Annotated in this window: 23 protein-coding genes; 6 read left to right on the top strand and 17 right to left on the bottom strand. The window is 49.2% G+C overall.

The window, feature by feature from the left end:
• Positions 1–62 precede the first annotated feature (62 nt).
• The 6 genes from BTJ40_RS18790 to BTJ40_RS18765 all read right to left on the bottom strand — a co-directional run bounded on the left by BTJ40_RS18790 (position 63) and on the right by BTJ40_RS18765 (position 5,915).
• Entirely contained in the window at positions 63–314 is a 252-nt protein-coding gene (locus tag BTJ40_RS18790; RefSeq protein ID WP_108734510.1) for a YdcH family protein, read from the bottom strand.
• 320 nt (positions 315–634) lie between these two features.
• A complete protein-coding gene (locus BTJ40_RS18785; RefSeq protein ID WP_157954165.1) occupies positions 635–1,327 on the bottom strand; it encodes a TetR/AcrR family transcriptional regulator in 693 nt (230 codons plus the stop codon).
• 206 nt (positions 1,328–1,533) lie between these two features.
• The gene (locus tag BTJ40_RS18780; RefSeq protein WP_108734508.1) at positions 1,534–2,553 is read right to left on the bottom strand and encodes a cytochrome d ubiquinol oxidase subunit II; all 1,020 of its coding nucleotides are present in this window, start codon (positions 2,551–2,553) and stop codon (positions 1,534–1,536) included.
• Positions 2,550–3,938: a cytochrome ubiquinol oxidase subunit I gene (locus BTJ40_RS18775; RefSeq protein WP_108734507.1), complete on the bottom strand. Its 1,389-nt coding sequence runs from the start codon at positions 3,936–3,938 to the stop codon at positions 2,550–2,552. The genes BTJ40_RS18780 and BTJ40_RS18775 overlap by 4 nt, the downstream gene beginning before the upstream one ends.
• 318 nt (positions 3,939–4,256) lie before the next feature.
• A complete protein-coding gene (locus BTJ40_RS18770) occupies positions 4,257–4,814 on the bottom strand; it encodes a GbsR/MarR family transcriptional regulator (protein WP_108734506.1) in 558 nt (185 codons plus the stop codon).
• Between the two features lie 144 nt (positions 4,815–4,958).
• Complete coding sequence (locus BTJ40_RS18765) at positions 4,959–5,915, bottom strand: DUF1853 family protein (RefSeq protein ID WP_108734505.1); 957 nt, start codon at positions 5,913–5,915, stop codon at positions 4,959–4,961.
• A gap of 442 nt (positions 5,916–6,357) precedes the next feature.
• Between BTJ40_RS18765 and BTJ40_RS18760 the strand changes: the two genes are divergently transcribed.
• Both BTJ40_RS18760 and BTJ40_RS18755 read left to right on the top strand, forming a co-directional pair.
• Entirely contained in the window at positions 6,358–7,260 is a 903-nt protein-coding gene (locus tag BTJ40_RS18760) for a bile acid:sodium symporter family protein (protein ID WP_108734504.1), read from the top strand.
• A 213-nt stretch (positions 7,261–7,473) separates the two neighbouring features.
• Positions 7,474–8,391, top strand: coding sequence for a hypothetical protein (locus tag BTJ40_RS18755; protein WP_108734503.1), 918 nt, complete (start codon positions 7,474–7,476; stop codon positions 8,389–8,391).
• Positions 8,392–8,456: 65 nt separating this feature from the next.
• On the opposite strand, the gene BTJ40_RS18750 is transcribed toward BTJ40_RS18755, so the two are convergent.
• From BTJ40_RS18750 to BTJ40_RS18740, 3 genes are all read right to left on the bottom strand, one after another.
• Positions 8,457–10,817: an autotransporter outer membrane beta-barrel domain-containing protein gene (locus tag BTJ40_RS18750; protein ID WP_108734502.1), complete on the bottom strand. Its 2,361-nt coding sequence runs from the start codon at positions 10,815–10,817 to the stop codon at positions 8,457–8,459.
• 156 nt (positions 10,818–10,973) lie between these two features.
• Positions 10,974–11,738 (bottom strand): OmpW family protein, encoded by a 765-nt coding sequence (locus BTJ40_RS18745; RefSeq protein WP_157954164.1) that lies wholly within the window; start codon positions 11,736–11,738, stop codon positions 10,974–10,976.
• Positions 11,739–11,995: 257 nt separating this feature from the next.
• A complete protein-coding gene (locus BTJ40_RS18740; RefSeq protein WP_238152060.1) occupies positions 11,996–12,925 on the bottom strand; it encodes a LysR family transcriptional regulator in 930 nt (309 codons plus the stop codon).
• Positions 12,926–13,037: 112 nt separating this feature from the next.
• Here BTJ40_RS18740 and BTJ40_RS18735 point away from each other — a divergent pair, with 112 nt between their 5' ends.
• Genes BTJ40_RS18735 through BTJ40_RS18720 form a run of 4 tightly spaced genes read left to right on the top strand, consistent with a single transcriptional unit; the run spans position 13,038 to position 15,796 of the window.
• A complete protein-coding gene (locus BTJ40_RS18735) occupies positions 13,038–13,253 on the top strand; it encodes a hypothetical protein (RefSeq protein WP_108734500.1) in 216 nt (71 codons plus the stop codon).
• Positions 13,254–13,255: 2 nt separating this feature from the next.
• Entirely contained in the window at positions 13,256–14,185 is a 930-nt protein-coding gene (locus BTJ40_RS18730) for a sodium-dependent bicarbonate transport family permease (protein WP_108734499.1), read from the top strand.
• A 6-nt stretch (positions 14,186–14,191) separates the two neighbouring features.
• Positions 14,192–14,683: a 5-(carboxyamino)imidazole ribonucleotide mutase gene (gene purE, locus BTJ40_RS18725; protein ID WP_108734498.1), complete on the top strand. Its 492-nt coding sequence runs from the start codon at positions 14,192–14,194 to the stop codon at positions 14,681–14,683.
• 12 nt (positions 14,684–14,695) lie between these two features.
• Entirely contained in the window at positions 14,696–15,796 is a 1,101-nt protein-coding gene (locus tag BTJ40_RS18720; RefSeq protein WP_238152059.1) for a 5-(carboxyamino)imidazole ribonucleotide synthase, read from the top strand.
• A gap of 3 nt (positions 15,797–15,799) precedes the next feature.
• Here BTJ40_RS18720 and mnhG read toward each other — a convergent pair whose 3' ends face one another.
• The 8 genes from mnhG to BTJ40_RS18680 all read right to left on the bottom strand — a co-directional run bounded on the left by mnhG (position 15,800) and on the right by BTJ40_RS18680 (position 22,424).
• Complete coding sequence (gene mnhG, locus BTJ40_RS18715) at positions 15,800–16,144, bottom strand: monovalent cation/H(+) antiporter subunit G (protein ID WP_238152058.1); 345 nt, start codon at positions 16,142–16,144, stop codon at positions 15,800–15,802.
• On the bottom strand, positions 16,134–16,469 hold the full coding sequence (locus tag BTJ40_RS18710; protein WP_192879353.1) for a cation:proton antiporter: 336 nt from the start codon (positions 16,467–16,469) through the stop codon (positions 16,134–16,136). Before BTJ40_RS18710 ends, mnhG begins: the two co-directional genes overlap by 11 nt.
• Positions 16,469–16,942, bottom strand: a complete 474-nt coding sequence (locus tag BTJ40_RS18705; protein ID WP_108734497.1) for a Na+/H+ antiporter subunit E — start codon at positions 16,940–16,942, stop codon at positions 16,469–16,471. Before BTJ40_RS18705 ends, BTJ40_RS18710 begins: the two co-directional genes overlap by 1 nt.
• A 21-nt stretch (positions 16,943–16,963) precedes the next feature.
• Complete coding sequence (locus tag BTJ40_RS18700; RefSeq protein WP_108734496.1) at positions 16,964–18,469, bottom strand: Na+/H+ antiporter subunit D; 1,506 nt, start codon at positions 18,467–18,469, stop codon at positions 16,964–16,966.
• A complete protein-coding gene (locus tag BTJ40_RS18695; protein WP_108734495.1) occupies positions 18,466–18,840 on the bottom strand; it encodes a Na+/H+ antiporter subunit C in 375 nt (124 codons plus the stop codon). The genes BTJ40_RS18700 and BTJ40_RS18695 overlap by 4 nt, the downstream gene beginning before the upstream one ends.
• A 1-nt stretch (position 18,841) precedes the next feature.
• Complete coding sequence (locus BTJ40_RS18690; protein ID WP_108734494.1) at positions 18,842–19,261, bottom strand: Na+/H+ antiporter subunit B; 420 nt, start codon at positions 19,259–19,261, stop codon at positions 18,842–18,844.
• Entirely contained in the window at positions 19,258–21,543 is a 2,286-nt protein-coding gene (gene mbhE / locus BTJ40_RS18685) for a hydrogen gas-evolving membrane-bound hydrogenase subunit E (RefSeq protein WP_108734493.1), read from the bottom strand. The genes BTJ40_RS18690 and mbhE overlap by 4 nt, the downstream gene beginning before the upstream one ends.
• 182 nt (positions 21,544–21,725) lie before the next feature.
• Positions 21,726–22,424: a pirin family protein gene (locus BTJ40_RS18680; protein WP_108734492.1), complete on the bottom strand. Its 699-nt coding sequence runs from the start codon at positions 22,422–22,424 to the stop codon at positions 21,726–21,728.
• Between the last annotated feature and the right edge of the window lie 39 nt (positions 22,425–22,463).

Here is a 22,463-nt window from a genome sequence, read left to right as displayed (position 1 = left end):
GGCTATCTGCCTCGTTAATATCTCCAGCCCCAGTGCTGTTCTGCTGTTGGTAGTAACATACCTCAGTGGTGTGTAATTACAGAAGTAATGCGGTTGTATAGGTGCTGTTTGAGGTAGGCTCTTTGTTTTTTGAGGCTGGAATAGTGCTCATCATCTGTGCCAATGCCACTATCCTGAAGGCCTCTTATTTGTTTATCCAGTTTGCTGTAGATATCGTTTTCGAGTTTGAATTGGATGTCATCTTCGAGAAGTTGCTTGATTGTGTCTGCATATTCTGGGAAATCCACCGAGAGCTCGTGTGAAGCAATGGGCATGAGGGACCTCCACAATCGGTATCAGTTAGAGGAAGTGTAGGTTCGGTCTTACCAGTCACAAAAATGCAATTTTAGCGCTGCTCTCCATCATCACCATAGCTATAAAGTGAAGTGAATAAACAACTATTTATAACTATTAGATATATATAAAAGTTGAAGCTGTTCAATTAGCAAATTTTTATTGACCACTTTTTTTTGATTAGTGGTTATTGTTAGTCAGGTGGGGGATAAAGACGGGGGCCACTTAATGAATGTGGCAGGCACAAAAAAACCCGACAATTTTTTGCCGGGTTTTTTTGGTAACGGCCTTAGGGCTCTGCTTAAGCTGAAGCCTCCAGAGGGGCGAAACGCAGTTGACGCCGTTGTAAAAGCTCACCGAGGTAGAGCTTGAGATAGGCGGCGGCAGCTCGTTTACCCTCTGCTGCAGCGTCTTCTGTTATTTTCCCAAAACGGGAATAAGACTGGGAGCAGAAAGAGTCGTTGATGTTGATGGCACACATAAACCGGTCTCGCCAATCCTGGGATGGCGGTAACTCAAATTCCCGAGACAGGTTCTTAATCAGAGTATCCGCAAGACGCCAATTGTTTTCCATTTGTAGCTGGCGTAAAGCCCAACTGGACTGGGGGCCAAAATGTACTTTTAGTGCGGCAAGATTCTCTTCATAGTAGCCGCGCACAAGATCGCACAGCTGGTTCAGCATATCCTGCCAACTTTCCGACGGAGAAAAATCCGAATGGCCCAAAACCACGTCACCAAAGGATTTATAGTGACGTTCGGCCAAGGCAGTTAAGCTGGCATCTACACTTGGAAAGAAGTGATAAACAGACGCTGCCGGAACACCTGCAACCTGACTTAGGTTGGCGAGACTAATATCCGTAGAGTCTTGTTCAGTGATTAATACTTCAAGGGCATCAAGAAGCTTTTCATACTTCTCTCTACCATTTTTACGTTGTGGTTTGCGCGGACTGGCAGTGTCGCGCCGGCTGATAGCTCGTCGATCGATTTGGTTCAAATTACCTCCCCCTATAGACAAGCGGCACTGGCCATGGGCTAGCATACGCTTTACTTCCATGTAAAAAATTGTCTTTTGGAATTGATTATTATAATCGTACCAAATTCAGGCGAGCAAGAAGAACTTGTTTGATTTGTGGGATAGTTCCACTTTAATTAATTTAATTCGGCTAGCAGATATTTTCTGCCAGCCGAGTGGGGATGCGACTAGTGATAATGTAGCTCTGTCGCTTTTCCGCGGAAGACGTAATAAGAAAAAACGGTATAGGCGAGAATAACGGGCACTACGATGATCGCGCCTACAAGAATAAATTTTAAAGATGCCGTAGCGCTGGCGGCCTGCCAAATATTGAGTTGACCGGGAACAATGTCCGGGAAAAAGCTGAAAGCCAAGCCAATAAAGCACATCAGAAAAATAACAACCACGGTGAAGAAAGGAACTGCTTTGTGTCTGTCCTCTGACTTGGGCATTCGGGCCAACAAAATGTCATTGGAGACAAAAGCAAGAAAACACAGGGTGGGTACCAGCAGCACAAACATAACCAGAGGGTAGGTAAACCAGCGATCGAATACTGTTGGGTTTACCAGTGGGTTGATAGCTGATACCGCTATCACACCAAGCAGGGTGGCCCTGCCTGCGTAGCGAGTCCAAGTTATAGCCCGCTTTTGCAGTTCCGCCTCAGTTTTAAGAACCAGCCAGGCGCCGCCTATGTAAGAGTAGGCGGCGGTAACTCCCAGAGCGCTGAGTGCGGAAAACAGTTGTGCGGACCAGTCAGGCCTGAAACCGATAACGTATTGTCCCAGCATGTAGCCCTGTGCCAGGCTGGTAATAATCGACCCCGCTTTAAAGGTTCGGTCCCAGGTCAATTTTTTGTCGATGGCAGCTTTGGCACGAAAGTCGAATGCCACACCTCGCATGATAAGGCCGACCAACATAATCGCTGCTGGAATATATAGGTGCATTAAAACCAGATTATGCGCAATCGGGAATGCTATCAGCAGTAACCCGATAGCCAGTACCAACCAGGTTTCGTTGGCATCCCAAAAGGGGCCGATGGATGCGATCATGGTGTCCCTTTGCGATTCATCGGCCTCCCCCATGGGCAGCAATATACCGACGCCCAGGTCATAGCCATCCAGAACCGCATAGATTAATACCGCTAAGCCCATAAGAGCGACAAATGCGACGGGCAGCCAATAGGCCGCAGCAGAGGCGCTACTGGTCATTTGCTTTCTCCTTTGTCTTTCTCTTCAGTGTCTTTGGGCAGGTTGGTTAAGCTGCTACCGGCGTGTAGTTCCTGGGTTTCAAACTCCTCAACTTTTACTGATTTCAAGGCCATAACTTTCAGTGTTCTTATATACGCATAGAGCAGTATCACGTAGACAACCAGATAGAGGGTCAGGGAGAACCCCACATGGGAAGGGGGGACCGGCGTAACGGCATCGGCGGTTCTCAGTACTCCTGTAACAAGCCAGGGTTGCCGGCCAATTTCCGTTACATACCAACCGGCCAGGGTGGCAATCCAGCCAGAGAATGTCATTGCCACCAAGACTTTAAGCATCCAGCGAGGCAGTTCTCCTTTGCGCAATAGGTAGACCCCCCCCCAAGCGGTAAGCAGCATCAATATGCCCATACCCACCATAATGCGAAATGCGAAAAATACAGGTGCGACCGGCGGGTGATTATCAGGAAACTCATTGATGCCCCTGATTTCACCGTCCCACTCATGGGTGAGGATCATGCTGGCTACTTTGGGAATACCGATTGCAAAGTGATTGGTTTTCTCCTCTCCGTCGGGTATTGCAAAAAGTAGCAGGGGGGCTCCTCGCTCAGTTTCCCAAACCCCTTCCATTGCGGCGACTTTTTGCGGTTGGTGCTCAAAAGTATTGAGGCCGTGTAAGTCGCCTACGTAGATTTGAATTGGAATAAAAATGGCTGCGAGAATCAGTCCAGTTTTGAGGGCAAGTCTGGGGGCACGCTTGGGGTCTCCTTTGAGAATTCGATAGGCGGAAATCCCCGCGACAAAGAAGGAAGCGGTCAGGCCTGAGGCTAACAACATATGTGTGAGCCTGTAGGGAAAAGACGCGTTAAAGATAATTTCCATCCAGCTGGCTGGGTAGGCGACCCCATCCCGCAAATCGAAACCGGCTGGTGTTTGCATCCAGGAGTTGAGAGCGATTATCCAAAAGGCGGACAGGGTGGTTCCCGTCGCCACAATAAATGCAGATAGAGTATGTATTTTGCTTGGCACCCTATTAATGCCAAACAGCATAATACCGAGAAAGGTGGCCTCAAGAAAGAATGCGGTAAGCACCTCGTATCCGAGAAGCGGACCGGCGATATTGCCGACCTGGGCCATAAAGCCGGGCCAGTTTGTTCCGAACTGGAATGACATGGTGATGCCACTCACTACGCCGAGAGCAAATGTCAGGGCAAAGACTTTTACCCAGAAACGATATGCGCGCATCCAGACCGGATTATTGGTTTGGTCGTAGCGTAATTTAAAAAAGAAAACGATCCACGCGAGTGCAATGGTGATTGTTGGAAATAGAATATGAAAGCTGATGTTTGCGGCAAACTGTATCCTGGAAAGGATCAGGGTATCTAACATGAGAGCCTCTGCTGGTCTGAGATCTTTGAACCAGTGAGCCGATTAGCACTTCCTGTGCTAATCGGCACTGCAAGAAAATATAGAGGCAGGTTTATGTTCCCGCGTATACCATCCTGCAGGAGCCGATATTGGATCGGCAGCGGCACGGCCTTGTGCCGTTTTAATCCAGCACTATGGGCTACCGGATCAAAAATGTGCCGGGGACTTTCGGCCATGGATTTGGCCCTATGGACTTCGCCCCGGAAAAACGCTTTCGATGAACGTGGTTGTTACGCTTTTAATGCAGCGGTATTTTCCTCGAAGCAGCACGTGGGGCGGCTAGTTTGAGGAGCTTTGTCCACCTGTCATCTTACTTTTTAGTTCCAGCAGCTTGACGATACCGGAGCCCAGCTTCATCAATTTAAGCAGGTCCTGGTGTTCTAGCTTGCTGAGTGTGTTGGCAAATTCTTCGAGCAGCTCCAGCAAGCTGTATACCTCCTGGATTTTTTCCTGCGCCTGGGCATCCAGCTCATCCTGGGGCTCATTGAGTAGCAGCTGGCGAAGCAGGCTCAAAGTAGGATCGAGCTCCCGTTTGCGGCGCTCTTCAAAGACTGTGCGGGCAAGGTCCCAGATTGACCCCGCTGCAGTGAAATAATCTTTGCGGTCTCCCGGCTGGTGATGCAGCTCAACCAAGCGCCAGGCCTGTAGCTCCTTGAGCCCCATACTGACATTGCCACGGCTGATCTTCAGGGCCTGGGCCAATTGCTCGGCATTGAGTGGCGTGGGATGAATGGTGAGCAGGGCAAACATTTGCCCCACCGTGCGATTGAATCCCCAGCGGCTACCCATTTCACCAAAGTGCAGTACGAATGCCTGGGCTTGACTCGATAGTTTCATTTACTTCTTAAGTTTCAGAAATTTCTGAAAATTGTAAATATAAATTGATCTATGTCAATCACCAATTTAGAAAATGATGAGAGGTAAACTAGAGGTTTTGGGAGTCGCCACTGGCCTGGTAGGAGAGGCACGGGGATTTGGAGGCTACTTGCCCAAGCGTTGTTTGGCGTTTTGGTACCAGTCGTCTGGCACAATAAAGCCTCTACTGGCTTCGCCGCTCCGGCTAATCGCTGCGATACACAGGGGGTGGGTAAAATTGCTGGAGAGTAGGGTCTCCAGTAAGCGTTCTGCAGTCATACCGGCGATCTTCCCCTGTGGCGCCAGCCAGGCCTGCTTGGGAAGTGCCAGCCATCCGAGAGTATTATGCTTCGCCCGAGACTCGATGAATGACCGAAAGCCGGACAGGGATACCCACCAGAACAGATGATTGGGGATCTGTCGACTAGTATCCAGGGGCTTGAACAGTCTTCCAGGCATTAGCGCCCACTGGCGATCTATGTTTAGCCCGTGATTTTCCAACAGCGATTTCACTGTGGGTATCTCAATCAGAGGGAGCTGATGATCTGCCATTCTCGCCAGTTTGATATCCAGCCGATCCTTTAGTCCGGGACCGACCCAGTATTTATCGGTAACCTGTAAGTAGAACTTTACGGCAATTTCCCAGTGCTCACAGTGATTACTGGGCAGGTATCGCACGACAAAGTCGAGCTCGCCCAATGTCGTCTTGCCGTCCTTCCTTAGGGGGAGGTTCTGATGGAGCAGCTCGTAGTCCGGGTGTTTACTAAATACAAATGACCAGAGCCTTTCAAAGTAAGTGCCCAAGCGATTATTTGGTTTATTGAGATTGAGTTTGTGCAGGTAGATTTCCAGCTCGGGGGATAACTCCTCTCTTACGTCGGCGCAGGAAAAGTACTCCAATAGACGTGTTCGCCGTGAAGGTGGAAGCCAGGGGAGCAGGGTTGCCGCATTGGTACCTGCAACAGAAGCCTCGCTAGCGGGTATATCTATACTTCCCACAGACCAGAGTAAGTTGTCCCAGTTATCTATCTGCCCATTTATCAGGGTGGAAATCATGGTCGCTTGTATCGTTTCCTGAGTCATTAAAGTTCTGTATATTGCTAAAGGAGTCTCGGAGTGAGCCCTAAATGTATCTGCTGGTCTTCACAAGTCCGCACTGCCAGGCGCAGCTCGCCGGGAGTGGCCTTAGCCCAACTCAGCAGCTATATTCTTCTAGGCCCGCTTCATGGGGCTCTAGGAGTGGTTCACGAAATAATTTAGTGACTCCTAAATTACAACGTAGATCGGTGAAATCCTCCAGCGTTGTCTGTGGATATCTCACAATCTGAACTAAAAATAATAATTACACTTTTAAGAATCTACTCGAGCTTCTATAGAAACAGCGAATTATCGATATCGAAATAACTCCCCCGGTAGTGGAGTATCTGTCTTGATGTCGCCATCTGTCTCCAGAGCGAGCTTTATTGTACTGGGAGCTGGTCCTTGTCGGGTATTTTTCTTACAGTGACTGATAATGGAGAAAGTCATGGAGTCAGGGCCCCTTATCTCGATCGGTTTACCTATATCACTATTTATCATTATGGTGGGTATAGGGATGACCCTGACTGCCAGGGATTTTCACCAGGTAACAGTAAAACCTGTTGGCCTTATCGTCGGAACCTTTACTCAAATCCTCCTGATGCCCGCTATCGCAATAGCACTTTGTTGGGGCTTAAACCTGCCTCCGGCTATTGCCGTCGGTCTAGTCATTATTGCGGCCTGTCCGGGCGGTACCACATCAAACCTGTTTACTCTAATGGCTCGCGGCAATGTTGCACTTTCGATTGTACTAACGGTTTCTGCCAGCCTGATTACTATCGCCAGTTTGCCGCTTTTTACAAATTATGCGCTTCGAACCTACTTTGGCGCTGGGCAGACAATAACCCTGCCATTTGCCAGTACCGTGGCGATGTTATCCGGCATTGTTCTTTTTCCTGTCGTTATCGGGATGTTATTTCGCGCATGGAAGCCAAACCTGGCTCGCCGAGCGGAGGGAATTGTCAGTATTTTTGGCGGGGTTGTGCTACTTGCACTGGTGGCAGGGCTTATCTGGGGGATTCGCGATCGCCTTGCAGACCTGATGGTTCAAGCTGGACCGTCTGTCATTCTGTTGAATCTGTGTGGTGTGCTACTGGGGCTCTTTGTCAGTCGAGTTGTCGGCTTGCCAAAACGCGAGGGCGTTGCGGTTGCGACGGAGCTGGGCATTAAAAACAGCACTATCGGGATGATGGTAACCCTGACCCTTCTACATTCCAGTGAGATGTCGGTACCTTCAGCAGTTTACGGTGTGTTGATGTTCCCGTCAGGTGTTCTGTTGGCGTTATATGGTCGCCGCGGAGTGGAGAGGAAATCTGTTCCCGGAGCGGGTGAGGCTGGTGAAATAGGGTAGTCAATGTTGCATTTACCGAAAACTAGACCATACCTTTACTATTAAGGGTGTGGTCGGTCCAGACAATTTGAACTCAACTATACCAATTCACTATATCGCATCGGGAACTCTATATTCTTACGTGCATTTGAGGTTTGCCTTGGAGCTCTTTAGGTATTGATAGCAGTGCGCAAGTCTAAAATTGTGTTAATTGAAGGATTTTGAAGTCACTTTATGTTTAAGGGCTTTTCGGTAAAACGCAGCAAGAAAAATACTATCAATAATAATCTAAAATTAGATGCCTTGGTTTGGAAGCGAATTTTAGAGCAGTCGACTTTAAGTGGTAATGATTCTGGGGTAGGTAATGCGGCAAAGCATAACATAATTGTTTCGCTGACGAGTTACGGGAAGCGTATCAATGATATCCACTTATGTATTGAGAGTTTGTTCCAGCAATCCTTAAAAGCAGATTTGATTGTTCTCTGGCTGTCACTCAAAGAATTTCCTGACCAGATATTACCGAGTCTCTTGATGAAGCAAGTGGATCGGGGGTTGATAGTTGAGTTTGTCGATGAAGATCTCGGTCCATATACCAAGTACTTTTACGCGTTTCAAAAATTCCCCGATAGTCTGATTATCACGGTAGATGACGATATCCTCTACCCAGCAGATACCATCGATATGCTATATCAGGCATATATAAAAGAACCATCTTGTATTTTCTGCCATCGCGCTCACAGGATTGGTATCGATAAAAAGGGTAATATATTACCTTACAATAAGTGGAGAACGACGCGGGAAACCTGGAAAAGTGATATGAATATTGAACCTTCCTATAGGGTATTTCCCACTGGAGTTGGAGGTGTTTTATATTACCCCGGTGCACTACACCCCGATGTCCTGAATAAAGATAGGTTCTTAGAGTTGTGCCCTATAGCGGATGATATCTGGCTTAAAGCGATGAGTATGAGGCAGGGGACTCTATGTGCTCGGGTACCGGATGTTCGATTTTGGCGGGATAGATTTTTAACGATTCCGGGATGTCAGGCTAGCGGCTTAAAGAAACGGAATTTAAAGGGGAAATGTGGCAACGATAAGAAAATACGCAGAGTGTTTTCTGAATACAATTTATCCCAATTACTATTAGAGTAAGTTGATAAATATTCCATGTGAATAAAATTTAGCTGTTCCCGCACTTCCTATTATCTGAAACCGTGCTACCACTTGTAGCGAAAGCCAAGCTCCAGGCCTCCAGCAAAGCTATCCCCCAGGTTTTGCAGACTGCTGCTGTAATAAATTTCTGAATAGATAGAGCAGTGATCCCCGCACTCATCGTAGCTGGCTCCCAGGCGTAATTCTCCATACCAGGTATCAGGCTCTTGACTGAGTCGGATTCCAGACACCAATAAGTTAGTCCTCTGGTCGATATTGTAAATCAGGCTTGGTGTTGCAAACAGTGAGAATCTTTCCAGGGGAATTGAACCATACATATTGCGACTGTTTTTACGCTGACTCTTGCGCTTTTCAAAGATGGTTCCCAGACGCAGGAGGAAGCCATTGTTGTTGATATCTGTGGCTTGTACGGTATAGATATCCTGCAGGTCATTGGTTTCCTCGGAGGTATAAATCAATTGGGCATGAGGTGTCCAGGAATAGTAGTCCTGTAGCCTGAAGCTTTTTCCTCCCTCGATAGACAGGGCATAGCCGAATGCTTCATTACTATTTTTCAGCTCGCGCAATGATCTGGCATCCATCTCAAAGTCAAACCAGCTCAATTTCAGTTGACTATCGATGAAAATGCCATCTCCTCCATACCAGGTGAGAAATGCGCTGACGCCATAGTTACTGGCATCGATTGAGCCATCACCAAAAAATGAGCTGACATCGTTATTGGAATCGCCATAGTGCAGTGCTGCGCTGCCAATAAGCTGGCTTCCAAATACGGAGACCTCGATAGGTAGGTCAAAGCCTACTTGCACCTGGTAATAGGTCTGTTTCCAGTTTGCCCAGGTACTGGATTCCTTGGGGTCGAGGGTAATGTGCCTGCCGGAGTTCCTGATCCATAGCCCGCGATTATCAATCGCTTGTTCTTGGGCATCGCTGTACTCACTGCTGGCTAAATCCAAGTAACTGGTACCTACCCAATAGCGATTGCCCAAGCGGCTACGCAATGAAGAGGGGATATTGAGTGTCCTGAGAATTTGTGGGAGAGTTTCGTAGAGCACCGCGGTGGGCTGCCAGCGTGTCATTCCGCCTGCGGGAAATTCGGACGAGTTATCCACGGTTGAGCGCAGATACCAGTCGCCATCATTATTTTCCGTTACGCCGTGCTGATGCAGCGTATAAGCATAGGCGCCGCCGATAACTGCTTGTTGATCATCCTTGCTGACAAAATCCCCGGCCAGGGTAAATTGCGCATTTGAGTCGCCCTCGACAGATACAATTTTAATGCCATTCCCCACAGTCTGCCTGCCCTTACCGGAGCGGTTAAAGACTGAAATAGTCGTAGTGCCGGAGCTGTCACCTTGCACAATCAGTTGATCACTCTGGGATAAATCATCCTCTAGGACAGCGTCAACCCATAAGCGTCCATTGTCCGAGCGATATTGCCCATAATTCCCATCGCTGTCTTTACTTATTGTGAGGGTATTGAATTTATTATTGGATAAGTCGATGGTTCCGTTATTGGATACATCTCCTGAAATTACAAAGCTGTCACTGTCAAAAAACGCCTGTCCACCCCAACGAATATCGAGGCCAAGTGAGTCGCCCTCTGAATCGAAACCGCCACCGACAACCAGGCTCCCGGTAAATATCATTTTGGAGCTGCCCCAGATAACGATTCTTTCCCAGTTATTTAAAAGTGTCCCATCTACGGAATAGTCCAGTTTAAATATCAGGTTGTCGACTTCTCCATCATCGGAACTGAGATCATCGCCACCATCCAGTAGTACATCGCCATCGAAAGAGTGTGAATCGATCAGCAGGGTGTCTGACCCAGAGCCGCCCCGAACTTCGTTGCTGATTCCCTCATCCCAGTAGATATAATCATCGCCACTACCGGCATCCAGGTAGTTAAAAATAAAACCGCCATCAAGGGTAATAGTATCGTCACCTGCTCCCCCCCAGACGTGAAACGACAATCCATCGAGTAAGATCAGGTTGTCATCTCCATCTCCACCGTCAATGCCTCCACCTCTCAGATAATCCCCCACATCACTGGAGCGCTCATCGAGAGTAATTGTATCGCTGCCGGCGCCACCATCGACTAATAGGTTAATGACTCCCCCGGTAATTTTGATTTCATCGTTACCCTCACCAGCAAGCACATTTTCTACCGTGCCGCCGTTCAGGTAGATGGTATCGTCACCAGCGAAGGTTTCTATATCTGCACCATCGGGATCATTATCATCGTCACAGGTGATTTGGTCCGCGCCAGTGGTACCACTGTTGCCGGGACTGCATTGTGCCAAGAGTTTGCTATTGAAAATAAATAGCGCAGGAATTGTCAGAGCCAGCAAAGCCAGTTTTATAGTCTTTGCGAAAGGATTAGGGCATCCAGCTTTTTGGGAAGACACAGTTATTCCTTTTATCGTGCCAAATAATTGCAATAAATATTAAAGCGTTAACTGCACAGAAAAAGTTGGGCGCTAGAGTATCGATGTGTTAAATGGCCGCGGATTTAACCTAAAGAAAGCGGTATTCGATGCCGCCCAACTTTGTATAATCTTTTACTAAAATTTTGTTCCCACGCCAAAGTTTATGACCCATGGGTTGTAATCAAAATGGGCATAGAGGCGATCTCTGCCTAATTCAGTAGGGAAATCCACAGTGGCATTGGTATCTGCCAGGTAGTAAACCGTGGATAAGTTGAGCAGGACCGGATATCTCCAGTCGCGAAAGTCAAAATTATAATCTACGCCAGCTTGCAGCCCCCAATCCCAGGAATGTCCCATATTCAATGATCCCGGAGAGACAGAGAGTCCTGAATCCAAAAGGTACTCGTTAAACTGACGACTAATTTCAACGGTGTGGAAGTTGGTGTAATTTATCCCCGCGCCTACATAGGGACGCGTGCGATAGGATGGGTCCAGGAAATACCAGTTGCCGAATACCATTGTCGTTGTGGTGCTGAAGTCGCCGAGCTGTATTTGGTTTCGCCCGGGGTTGCCGGTGAAATTGTCCAGCTTTGTGCCGTAGTTTGCACCGTTAATATGCATTAATTCGATACCCCAGCGATCGCTGGGCCGCCAGACTCCTGATATTTGCCAGGCGTGGGCTGTATCAATCTGCCAGCTGCTGTTGTATAAATCCCACTGTTGCAAAACCCGGTATTTAAGCGGTGTACCCTCATCGTTCGGCTGGACATAAGTCAGGCCGAAGCGAACAATAAATTCTCCCCACTCGATTTCACGCCAATCATCCTGCGCTTGTGTCGTAAGTGCTGAGAAAGTAAAAATTAGGGTGATAATTCCTTTATTAATTACTTTTGCGATCATCGCGATATCCATCTCTGAAAATCCGAACACAGGCAAAAACAGCTTTTCTGCCATAAGGGAGTTGGGTTGATAAACATTGGCAGTGCAGTGGCCAAGTACCCCAAAAAGTAGCAGGATTGAGAAAGCCCGCAGGAAATTTTTAAAATTTTGAGGCCTAAATTATTTAGCCCGCCTGCTGGGAGCGGATGCGTAAAAGGCTGGATTCTGGGGGAAATTACATCAGAGATAGATCGTTATATAGGAAAAATAAACCTGGGTTATGGGAGTTTACCCAAGGGTACCTTTTCCAGGTTACGGGCGTATTCCAGGAATTCCTGTGCAGCCGGTGACAGTGGGCGTGACTTGCGCCGAGCCAAATACCAGTGGGTGACAATGGGAAGTTCCTCTACATCGAGCACTGATAAGCCTGCTCGCCCGCCAAATGCCAGAGTGTGCTCTGATAGGATAGAGACGCCCAAGCCAGACATAACGGCGTGCTTGATAGCCTCATTACTTTCAATGGTCATACGGAGCTTAAAGTCTACATTGCGCTTTTTCAGGAACTGCTCAATAGCATGGCGGGTGCCGGAGCCCTCTTCCCGATGCAGGAACTGACAGTCTGCAAATTCATGCAGGGAGATTTTCTCACGGGAAGCCAGGGGATGGTTTTCCGGTGCGATAGCCAGCAGCCGGTTGGGCAGAAACTCTACCAGCTCCAGGTCCTGACTTTTGGGGGGGTGGCTGAAAACGTAGAAATCATCTTCATCCTTACCGGTGTAATCGATGATCTGTTGGCGGTTGCCTACCCTGAAGTGGATATCCAGTCGCGGATGCTGCTGATAGAACTCACCGATCAGGTGGGGGATAAAGTATTTGGCGGTGGTTACTACTGCCAGCTGCAAGCTACCGGTATCCAGTCCCCGCAGCTGAGCCAGTTTCAGGTCAAGGTATTCATAACTCTTCAGAATCTCACGGGCACTTTCTACTAAGGTCAGCCCCGCCTCTGTAAACTGCAGTTGCCTGCCCACAGAGTAATAGAGTGGTAATCCCACCGCATCGGAGAGTTTGGCCAGCTGCATTGATACGCTCGGCTGGGTGAGATGCAAGGTCCTGGCGGCCGCACTGATATTGCCCAACTCGTAAACACAGAGCAGGATCTCCAGTTGGCGAACGGTTCCAATTCGGGCATGGGCTCGGCTGAGTGGCACTGAAACACCTGTATAAATTCCTGTTTATAGATTACATAATAAATATCTATTTTTATCTATCAATAGCAATACTGATAATGCGGCCACTTCAACAACCGGTGGGGCATTATCGATGCAGAAATCACAACTCTATTTTGGTGTCGTCGTAGGCTTATTGGTGCTTTGTGCTGGCCTATCAATAAACCTTGCAGGTATTAACGGTGTTCCTCTGATGGCTGTTGGGCTGGCAACTATTCTGGCAAATGTCGCCTATTGGCTAATGGGGCAATCTCCCAAGCAGCTTCGTATCCCCGCTAAACGTTCCAGGCAGCGCCGGGAGCAGCGCTAGAGATGCAGCTCGATATAGTTGTTGGTTTTTTTCTTCTGGGGGCCTTTGCCCAGCTGGTTCGCAGTGATCTACGGTTGCCCAAAGGGCTGTACCAAAGCTGTGTTATCTTCCTGTTGATTGCTATTGGGTTGAAAGGCGGCGCTGCTTTAAGTGCTTATTCCGCGGCCACCCTGATTCCCCAGTCTCTGGCGGTGGTGGCATTTGGGGCCTTGTTACCACTGGTGGCTTTCCCTATCCTGCGCTGGATCGGAAAGTGGTCCCGTGTGGATGCGGCGGCAACGGCGGCTCATTACGGCTCGGTCAGTGTTGCCACTTACGCGGTTGCTGTGGCGCTGTTACAGGCTCAGAATATTCAGTACGAAGCCTATTTCCCGCTGTTTGTAGCCCTGCTTGAAGTGCCGGCGATCATTGTCGGGATACTTCTGGCCCGACAATCTATGGGCAGCTCGGGCAAGCGCAAGGTATTTCACGAGGTTACCTGTAACCAGGGAGTACTGTTGCTTCTCGGTGGAATTGTTATCGGGGCCTGGGCGGGTGAGCGGACCGCTTCTGTAATGCCTTTCTTCGGCACTTTGTTCCACGGAATATTGGCACTCTTCCTGCTGGAGATGGGGCGTGTTGCTGCGGCGCGTCTCGCCGATGTGCGTGGACAGGGGGCATTCCTGCTCAGTTTTGGTATTTTTATGCCCCTTATTGGTGGTGCAGCGGGCGGAATCCTGGGGAGTCTGTTAGGCTTGTCGCCCGGCGGTATTTTCCTCCTCGCAGTACTCGGTAGTAGTGCGTCTTATATCGCTGTGCCTGCGGCTATGTCCGTTGCCCTGCCGCAGGCAAATGCCAGTGTGTCTATTACCTTGTCCCTGGCAGTTACGTTTCCGTTTAATGTGCTGGTGGCGATTCCCGCCTACCTGGCGCTTGTTCAATACTGGAGTTAATCGCAAGTGAAGCCGATTCCCTTTGAAAAAGTCACCATCGTAATGGGCTCTCGCTCAGATTGGGCCACCATGAGCAATGCCACCAAGCCCCTGGAAGAGCTTGAAGTGCCTTTTGCCACGGCTGTGGTATCAGCCCACAGAACTCCCCAGCGCCTCGTGGAATTTGCCAGTCGCGCTCATGAATCCGGCACCGAAGTGATTATTGCCGGTGCTGGCGGCTCTGCCCATCTACCGGGTATGATCGCTGCCATGAGCCCTCTACCGGTGATCGCTGTGCCGGTAGAGAGCCGCTTTATGACGGGAATGGACAGCTTATTATCCATCGTGCAAATGCCTCGCGGTGTGGCGGTAGCAACCCAGGCAGTTGGTGCCTCCGGTGCCTACAATGCTGGACTGATGGCTGCGCAGATGCTGTCTTTGGCTGATGTGGAATTACAGAAGCGCCTGATCGCTTGGCGCGAGCGCCAGACTGAGCAGGTTCCCATCACTGTTGAGTGATTAGAGGTAGTTGTGAGCAAGAGACGAGTCGCCATTATCGGCTGTGGACAGTTGGCGCAGATGATGGCCCAAGAGGGCCATTCCTTAGGGGTAGAGTTCAGTTTCCTGGCAGAGCACGGTGAGAATACCGACTGTGTTGAAGGACTGGGGACTATCGTACAGATGGAACCTGGACAGGACCCGGAAGCGCTGTATCAGGCGTTGGGATGCCCGGAAGTGATTACCAGTGAGCGGGAGCAGGTGAGTGTGGACTTGCTGCGCTCGTTGCAGCCCTTCTGTCCGGTATACCCTGACCCACATATTACTGAGAAGGCCCAGCACCGCCTGAGAGAGAAGCGGGCGCTAACAAACTCAGGCCTGCCTGTAGCGCCTTTCGCTGCGGCACGGGGCGAGAAAGAGCTGCGGGAAGCCGTGGAGCAGCTGGGATATCCGGCCTTCATCAAGAGCTGTGAAAATGGCTACGATGGCAAGAACCAGTGGTGCGTGAAGAACGCTGCGGACCTGGATGCTGCGATTCCCCAAGCCGGGGACCAGGAGTGTGTGGTCGAAGCTGGGGTGAATTTCACCTGTGAAGTTTCCATTATCGGCGCTCGCTCGGCATCTGGCGAAATCAAAGCCTACCCACTGACTGAAAACCGTCATCGAAATGGCACTCTGCTGCTGTCCACTGCACCCTATAACAACCCGGAGCTGCTCAGCGCTGCAGAGCGCTACCTGGAGACCTTGCTGAAGGATTGGGACTATGTGGGCGTGTTGGCAGTCGAATGCTTTGTATGTGAGGACGGTCTGATTGTTAACGAGGTGGCACCGCGAGTTCACAACAGCGGCCACTGGACATTTGTTGGACCCGAGGCCAGCCAGTTTGCCAACCATATCCGCGCGATACTGGACATGCCCCTGGGGGATACCGCCTGTCCACAGCCGGTAGCGATGGTCAATATGCTGGGTGTTGATGTGGCCCCTAAACAGGATAACGATGGTGTTTGGCTGTACGGCAAAGCACTTCGCCCTGGGCGCAAGATGGGTCATGTCATCCTACAGGATCCGGATATGGATCATTTGCGCCAGCGCAGTGAAAGCATTATCGAAGAACTTTACGGCGAAAAGATTTAGCACTTACTGAATGTTGCGCATCGGGTTCTTGAACTTGATTTTGGAGCCGGTACCACGCCACATGGGGGTGCCGGCCCTATAAGCCGCCCTGGCAATCATATGGACACCGATAGGCACCGTCAGTAATAAAAATAAAATAGCGGCTATGGCCCTGGCAGTTACCTGGGCGTCGCTAAATAGTAGTGCCACACCTGCCAGCAATAACCCACAACACACAGTCGCGCCCTTGCCGGATGTGCTCATCCGGGTGTAAAAATCTGGCATTCGCAATAGTCCTAAAGCGGCGCTAAATCCAAAGAAACTGCCCACCAGAATTATCAAAGCGATAAATACCTCATCAATTGTCATTATGCTCTCCATGACTGTTGGTCACTGTTCGTGAGCCACTTTTTTCGATAAAGCGGGCAAAGGCCACACTCACCAAAAATGCCACCAGGGCCAGGGCAATGGCGGCGTCCAGGTATACAGGCTGTCCCGAGGCGATAGCCAGTAATGCACAGTAGGCTACCGCGAGAATATTCAGAACATCGAGAGCGACAACCCTATCCGCGAGAGTGGGTCCCAGTGCAATACGCAGGAAGCACATCACCAGGGCCAGTAGCAGCAGGAAAGAAGCAATGTTAATTGCCAATGTGACCAAGGGTGAGTGAATGTCGATAATGGTGAGAAGCATCAGGAAACAGCCTCCCTGACCCGCTTTTCAAATCCCTTCCTGATTTCCTTGCGGAATGTATCTGGATCGCTGACAAACATGGTGTGTACGATTAAGGCATCATTATTGGGTGTGACATCCAATACCATCGTGCCCGGTGTCAGGGAGATTAAGTTGGTGAGAATAAAAACCTGGTTTCTGTCCAATCTCTCCATCGGCACGCGCACGATAAGAGGCTGGCTTTGCAGTCGGGGAGAGAATACCTCATAGGCTGCGCGCAGGCTGGATAAAACAAGCTCCTCCAGAAAGAAAAATGACAGCTGGGTCAATCGTGGAAGGCGGGTAAAATAGCTCTGCGCTCCGGGCAATGTAGGAGATACTCGAAGAGCCAAAAAACCGATAAGAAAGCCAAAGAAAAAGTTCGCCATGGAAGCATTGCCGGTCAGGGCGGACCAGCTGATGGCGAGCAGCAAGTTTAATAGAAAAATGCGCATTTCTATTTACCCATTCCAAATTTAATGAGCGGTGTCAGTCAACACTGCTCTCAGGTAATCATCAGGCTGCAGTAATTCCCCGGCAGCTCCCAGGGAGTACTCAATAAAAGGCTCAGGAACTAATCCTAAAGTTAAGGTAATTAATGCGAGTAGCGCGACCGGTAACAGCCGCTGGTAGCGCTCTGCGCCACTGAGGCTATAGAGATTTCTACAGTGCTCCTGGGGGTGTGGCTTCCAGAAAGCTTCCGCCCATATTTTGCTCATTGAAAACAAGGTAAGTGCCCCGGTGATCAATGCGACAGCAGCGACGAAATAGGCGGCTTGATCGAGACTCGCCTTGACTAGCAGCAGCTTTGCCCAAAACCCGGATAGCGGCGGGAACCCGGCCAAACTAAATGCAGCAATAAAAAAGAATGTAGAAAGGAGCGGGCTGGCACGATATAAACCACCGATTTCATTCAACTCATAACTGCCTGTAAGACGCTGGGCGGTACCGCTGATCAGAAATAAATTCGTTTTGGCCACAATATTGTGCACCATATAGAACACAGACCCAGCCAGTGCCAAGGGACTGTTCAGGGCCAGCCCCAAAACCAGGAACCCGATCTGGCTGATGATATGAAACGCAAGTATCTTGCGGAATTCATACTGTGCGGCAGCACCTAAAACGCCTGTTAGCATGGTGAGTAAAGCTGCACCCAATAAAATATCCCGAGTAAACTCCAAGTCATTGGGAAATATTAGAGTAAAGGTGCGAATCAGTGCGTAGACGCCGACTTTAGTCAGGAGTCCGGCAAATACAGCAGTTACGGCGACAGGTGGGACATGGTATGAAGCCGGCAGCCAAAAAAACAGTGGGAAAATTGCTGCCTTGATACCAAAAGCACAGATAAATATAACCGCCAAAGTTGAAATAGCGACGGGATTTTGTACCTCGGCCATGGAAATATGCAGCTGTGCCATATTAAGGGTACCGGTGAGGCCATAAAGCAAGCCGATAGAGGTAAGCATCAACAGTGTGGATACCAGGTTTAACGCCACATATTTGATACCGCCATCCAGTTGTATTTTTTCACCGCCTAATACCAGCAGAGCAAATGAGGCAATTAGCATCACCTCAAACCACACATATAAATTGAATAAATCGCCAGTGATAAAGCTGCCGCTGACGCCGGCCAATAGCAGTTGAAAGAAACTGTGAAAGCCCAGTTTCACTCGCTTCTTGTTGATATCTGAAATTGCAAAAAGGGCGACACACAATCCCACAATAGCACTGATCATCAGCATCACTGCACTGAGTCGATCGGCGACGAGGGTGATTCCGAAGGGCGCTGGCCAATCTCCCATCTGACCGGCTTGGGGGCCGTGCACTTCTACCAAAAAAAGAATAAAACTATTGATTCCGAGCGTGATAAGACATCCCAGTATGGAAATGCCGGAGGACAGATATCTACGACCGCGAGCGGGGAAGGTAACTAACGCCGTGGTGATGGGAACTAAAAATGGCAGGGCCAGTAACCAGCTCAAGGGCTTTTCTTCCTCTTGGGCTTAACGGGCTCAGCAATACGCATGCTATCAACATCTAATGTACCCAGCTCTCGGTAAGCCTGGGCAATCAAGGCCAGGGCAAATGCCAGCAGACCGAAACCAATCACAATAGCAGTGAGGATCAGGGCCTGAGGTAAGGGGTTGGCGACAATAATTTGTGGTGCTTCCTGGCCCTTGGGAACCAGTGGCGGAGAAGCGCGTGTCAAGCGTCCGGCGATAAAAATCGCCAGGTTTGCAGCGTTGCTGATCAGTACCAAGCCAAACAGATAGTGCAACAGGTGGCGGGCAAGCATAAGGTATACGCCGGTAGCGATCAGAATACCGACGACAACGGCGAGGGGACCTTCCATATCAGTTGGCCTCTTCCAGGGCAAAAATCAATGTAAGAACGGCTCCTAGTACTGTCAGGTAGACTCCAATATCAAAAAACAGGAGATTACTAATAATAATCCCGCCAGTTTCCTTGCTGCCCGCCACAGCAAACCACTGTCCGGAAAAGGGCGCATCTCCCCAAAATAATGCCGTTAATCCCGATAGCCCGGCAATGACAACTCCCCAGGCGGCGAGTGTCCCAGGAGGTATACGCAAAGCGCTTTGTGCAGCCTCCATTCCCCAGGCCATAGCAAACAGTGCAAAACCTGAAGCAGCGATTAATCCGGCAATAAATCCGCCGCCGGGATAATTGTGCCCACGCAACAACATATAAATGGAGAAGACCAGGATCAGGGCTACCAGTACCCGGGTTGCTGTTTGTAGGATAATAGAATTCACTGCTTGCCCCGTCTTAAATGATGTCCCAGCAGCGTCACCGCAGCAATTGCAGCTGTAAACACCACAATAATTTCCCCGAAAGTATCCAGAGCCCGGAAGTCCACCAGAATGACATTGACAATATTGCGTCCATGGGCCTGTGGTACAGCAGCTTCCTTGTAAAACTCACTCACCGGGCTATCGAACTGGGTTTGTAAGACAACCAAAATACTGATGGTAAACAAGATTCCGACAGCGGCGCCCAACATGGCATCTCGAGGGCGGAAACCCACTTTCCTGTTGGGACTAAATACGGGTAAACGCGGAAGTATTGCGGCAATTAACACCAGATATAAGGTTTCCACCAGAATCTGGGTAATGGCCACATCCGGAGCACCAAAGAAAAGATAAATTAGGGCGATGCCAACACCGAGAGCACCGAGTGCACAAATAGCCGTTAGTGGTTTGCGTGCAATGCCGGCAGTAAAAGTGCCCCCTACTGTCAGCAGTATGGCCGCCCACTCTTTTAAATTGAGCCGTGGTGCAGATAGTTCCAGCGAGAAGCGACCGGTGTGTACAAAGGCGTAAATCAGTGCCATCGACAGCGTAACGAAAATAACGGTGAGATATCGCCGCATAATTCCGTTTTGCAGTACACGTGTTTGCAGTGCGGCAAAAGACTTCAGTAACTCCAGGGATTTATCCCACATTAAATCGGCACTGGTTGGAGCATGGGTAAAGTCCCAGTTTAACCAGGCGCGCATGCGCTTGAGGTTGACGTACATGATGACACCGAGCACAAAGGTAAGAATACTCATCAGTAGTGGAATATTGATACCGTGCCAGAGTTTCAGGTCGATGGTTTCGGGTAGGCCGAGTATTGCGGTAAGCGCCGGCTCCACCAGTCCGCCGCCGACCAAGTCCGGCGCTAAACCAAATGTCAGGCCAAAGGCACTCAAAATTAGTGGGCTTATCCACAAGCCGGGAGGCGCCCAGCGGATACGGCTGGCATTTTGGGGAAGGGGACCAAAGAAGGGTTTGATTGCTACCATTCCTGCCACTGTTACGGTCACTGCATTGGCAAAAATTGCAGCAGTACCTACCAGCGCCGGTTCCGAAGCTACTGCCAAGGCACCCTCATATTTAAGCTCTTTGCCAATAAACCCAAGAAACGGTGGAAAACCGGCCATAGATAACGCTGAGGCCAGGGCTGCAACAAAAGCAAAAGGCAGAAGTTTCGCCAGACCTTGTAGCTTGGTTAAATCCCGAGTACCGGTCTGTCGATCAATAATGCCAACCACCATAAACAGCGCTGCTTTATAGAAAGAGTGAACCAGTAAAAAAGTAATTGCGGCGGCAACGGCTGCCGAAGCATCGGAGCCCAGGAACATAGTAATAGTGCCCAGGGCGATAATGGTGGTATAGGCAAGGGCCAGCTTCAGGTCAGTTTGGCGCAGGGCAGCAACTGCTGCCACTGCGGCGGTGGCAATACCGGTACAGGTTAGGATCCACTCCCAGTATTCATTGTGGGCCAATACAGGATGTAGACGGGCGAGCAGGTAGATACCGGCTTTGACCATAGTGGCAGAATGAAGGTATGCACTTACTGGTGTGGGGGCTGCCATGGCATTGGGCAGCCAAAAATGGAATGGTAATTGTGCTGACTTAGAAAATGCCCCGATAAGCACCAGTATCAAAATGGGTAGATAGAATGGACTGGATTTAACTTGCTCCCCTTTGATTAAAAGCTCTTCCAGATCATAGCTGCCTACGATCTGTCCCAATAATAAGAAAGCAGTTAGTAGGCAGAGGCCCCCTAAGGCGGTCACCAGTAAAGCCTGTAATGCCGAGCGTCGCGCAACAGCACTGGCGTGGTTAAAGCCAATCAAGAGGTAGCTTGCGACCGTGGTAATCTCCCAAAACACAAATAGGGTGATCAGATCAGATGCCAGAACCAAACCCAGCATCCCGATCATAAATAAATAGAGATAGAGGAAAAAGCGTCGCAATAGAGGGTTGCCGCGTAAATACTCAGCCGCATAAATGGTAATAAAAAAACCAATGCCACTGATTAGCAAGGCAAATAAGTAGCTCAAACCATCGATATAGAAGCGCAGGGATACACCCAGCTGAGGAACCCAGCTAAAGCCAAAGGAAAATTCTCTGCCGGCCGAAATATCAGGAAGATGATAGAGCAGTGTCAAGGCAATAATGGCCGGAGGAATCGGGGCCAGTAGGGAGATCCATCTCCCCGGCGCTGGTTTATCGCCTGTGTGACTCTCAATGTCACCTGCTGATCCCATTACTCTATCCTTGGTGAAACAGACATCTTGTTTGGCGAGAATTATCGGTCTAATAGTTTAGGAGTAATTTGGGATTTTAGTGATTATTCATTTTTTCACTAAATGGTTAGAGCAGATTTGCAGTAAAAACTAAAGACAATTGAGAAGTTATAATATTTGTGTTGGAGAAATTCTCTGTGCTATTACTCCATTATTGGCAGATCAAACCACAGTGCAGTAATATCGTTCGTATGAGCGTCCAACTCTATTTGCTCTTTATAAAGCCCTAATCCATCTCCCGCCTCTAATAGATGTTTACCGTTGATACTGACACCACCGTCAATGATATGAAGGTAGCCAGGACGTTCCCGAGCATCCAACTTTAGGCTTTCACCGGCACTTAACTGCAGGCGAAATAAGCTGGCATCCTGGTGAATTTTTAGTGAATTATCACGACCTTCAGGTGTTACCAGAGGAGTTAGCTTTCCTGCTTGAGCGATACTTTTTTGTTCGTAACTTGGCTGAATGCCCTTTCGATCTGGTTGAATCCAGATCTGCAGAAACTTGAGTTGTTCAGTCTTTGAGTGATTGTACTCTGAGTGAGTAATACCCGTACCTGCACTCATTTTTTGGATCTCCCCAGCGGGAACTACAAAGTGGTTTCCCTGACTATCCAAGTGCTCGATAGCACCTTCCAGAATATAGGAAATAATTTCCATATCCCGATGTCCATGAGTGTTAAATCCTGCTCCGGGTTTTACGGTATCGTCATTAATAACCCGTAGTACAGAAAAGCCCATATATTTTGGGTCGTAATAGTGCCCGAATGAGAAAGTATGTTGGCTGTATAGCCAACCAAAGCGGGCTTTTCCGCGTTCATTAGATGGTCTGAAATAGTACATAGCCAGTTCCTTATCGGTAAAAAGTATAGCGGCTATGAT

The organism is Microbulbifer sp. A4B17 (assembly GCF_003076275.1).
GTDB lineage: Bacteria > Pseudomonadota > Gammaproteobacteria > Pseudomonadales > Cellvibrionaceae > Microbulbifer.
This window is presented reverse-complemented; position numbering and strand designations above follow the sequence as displayed.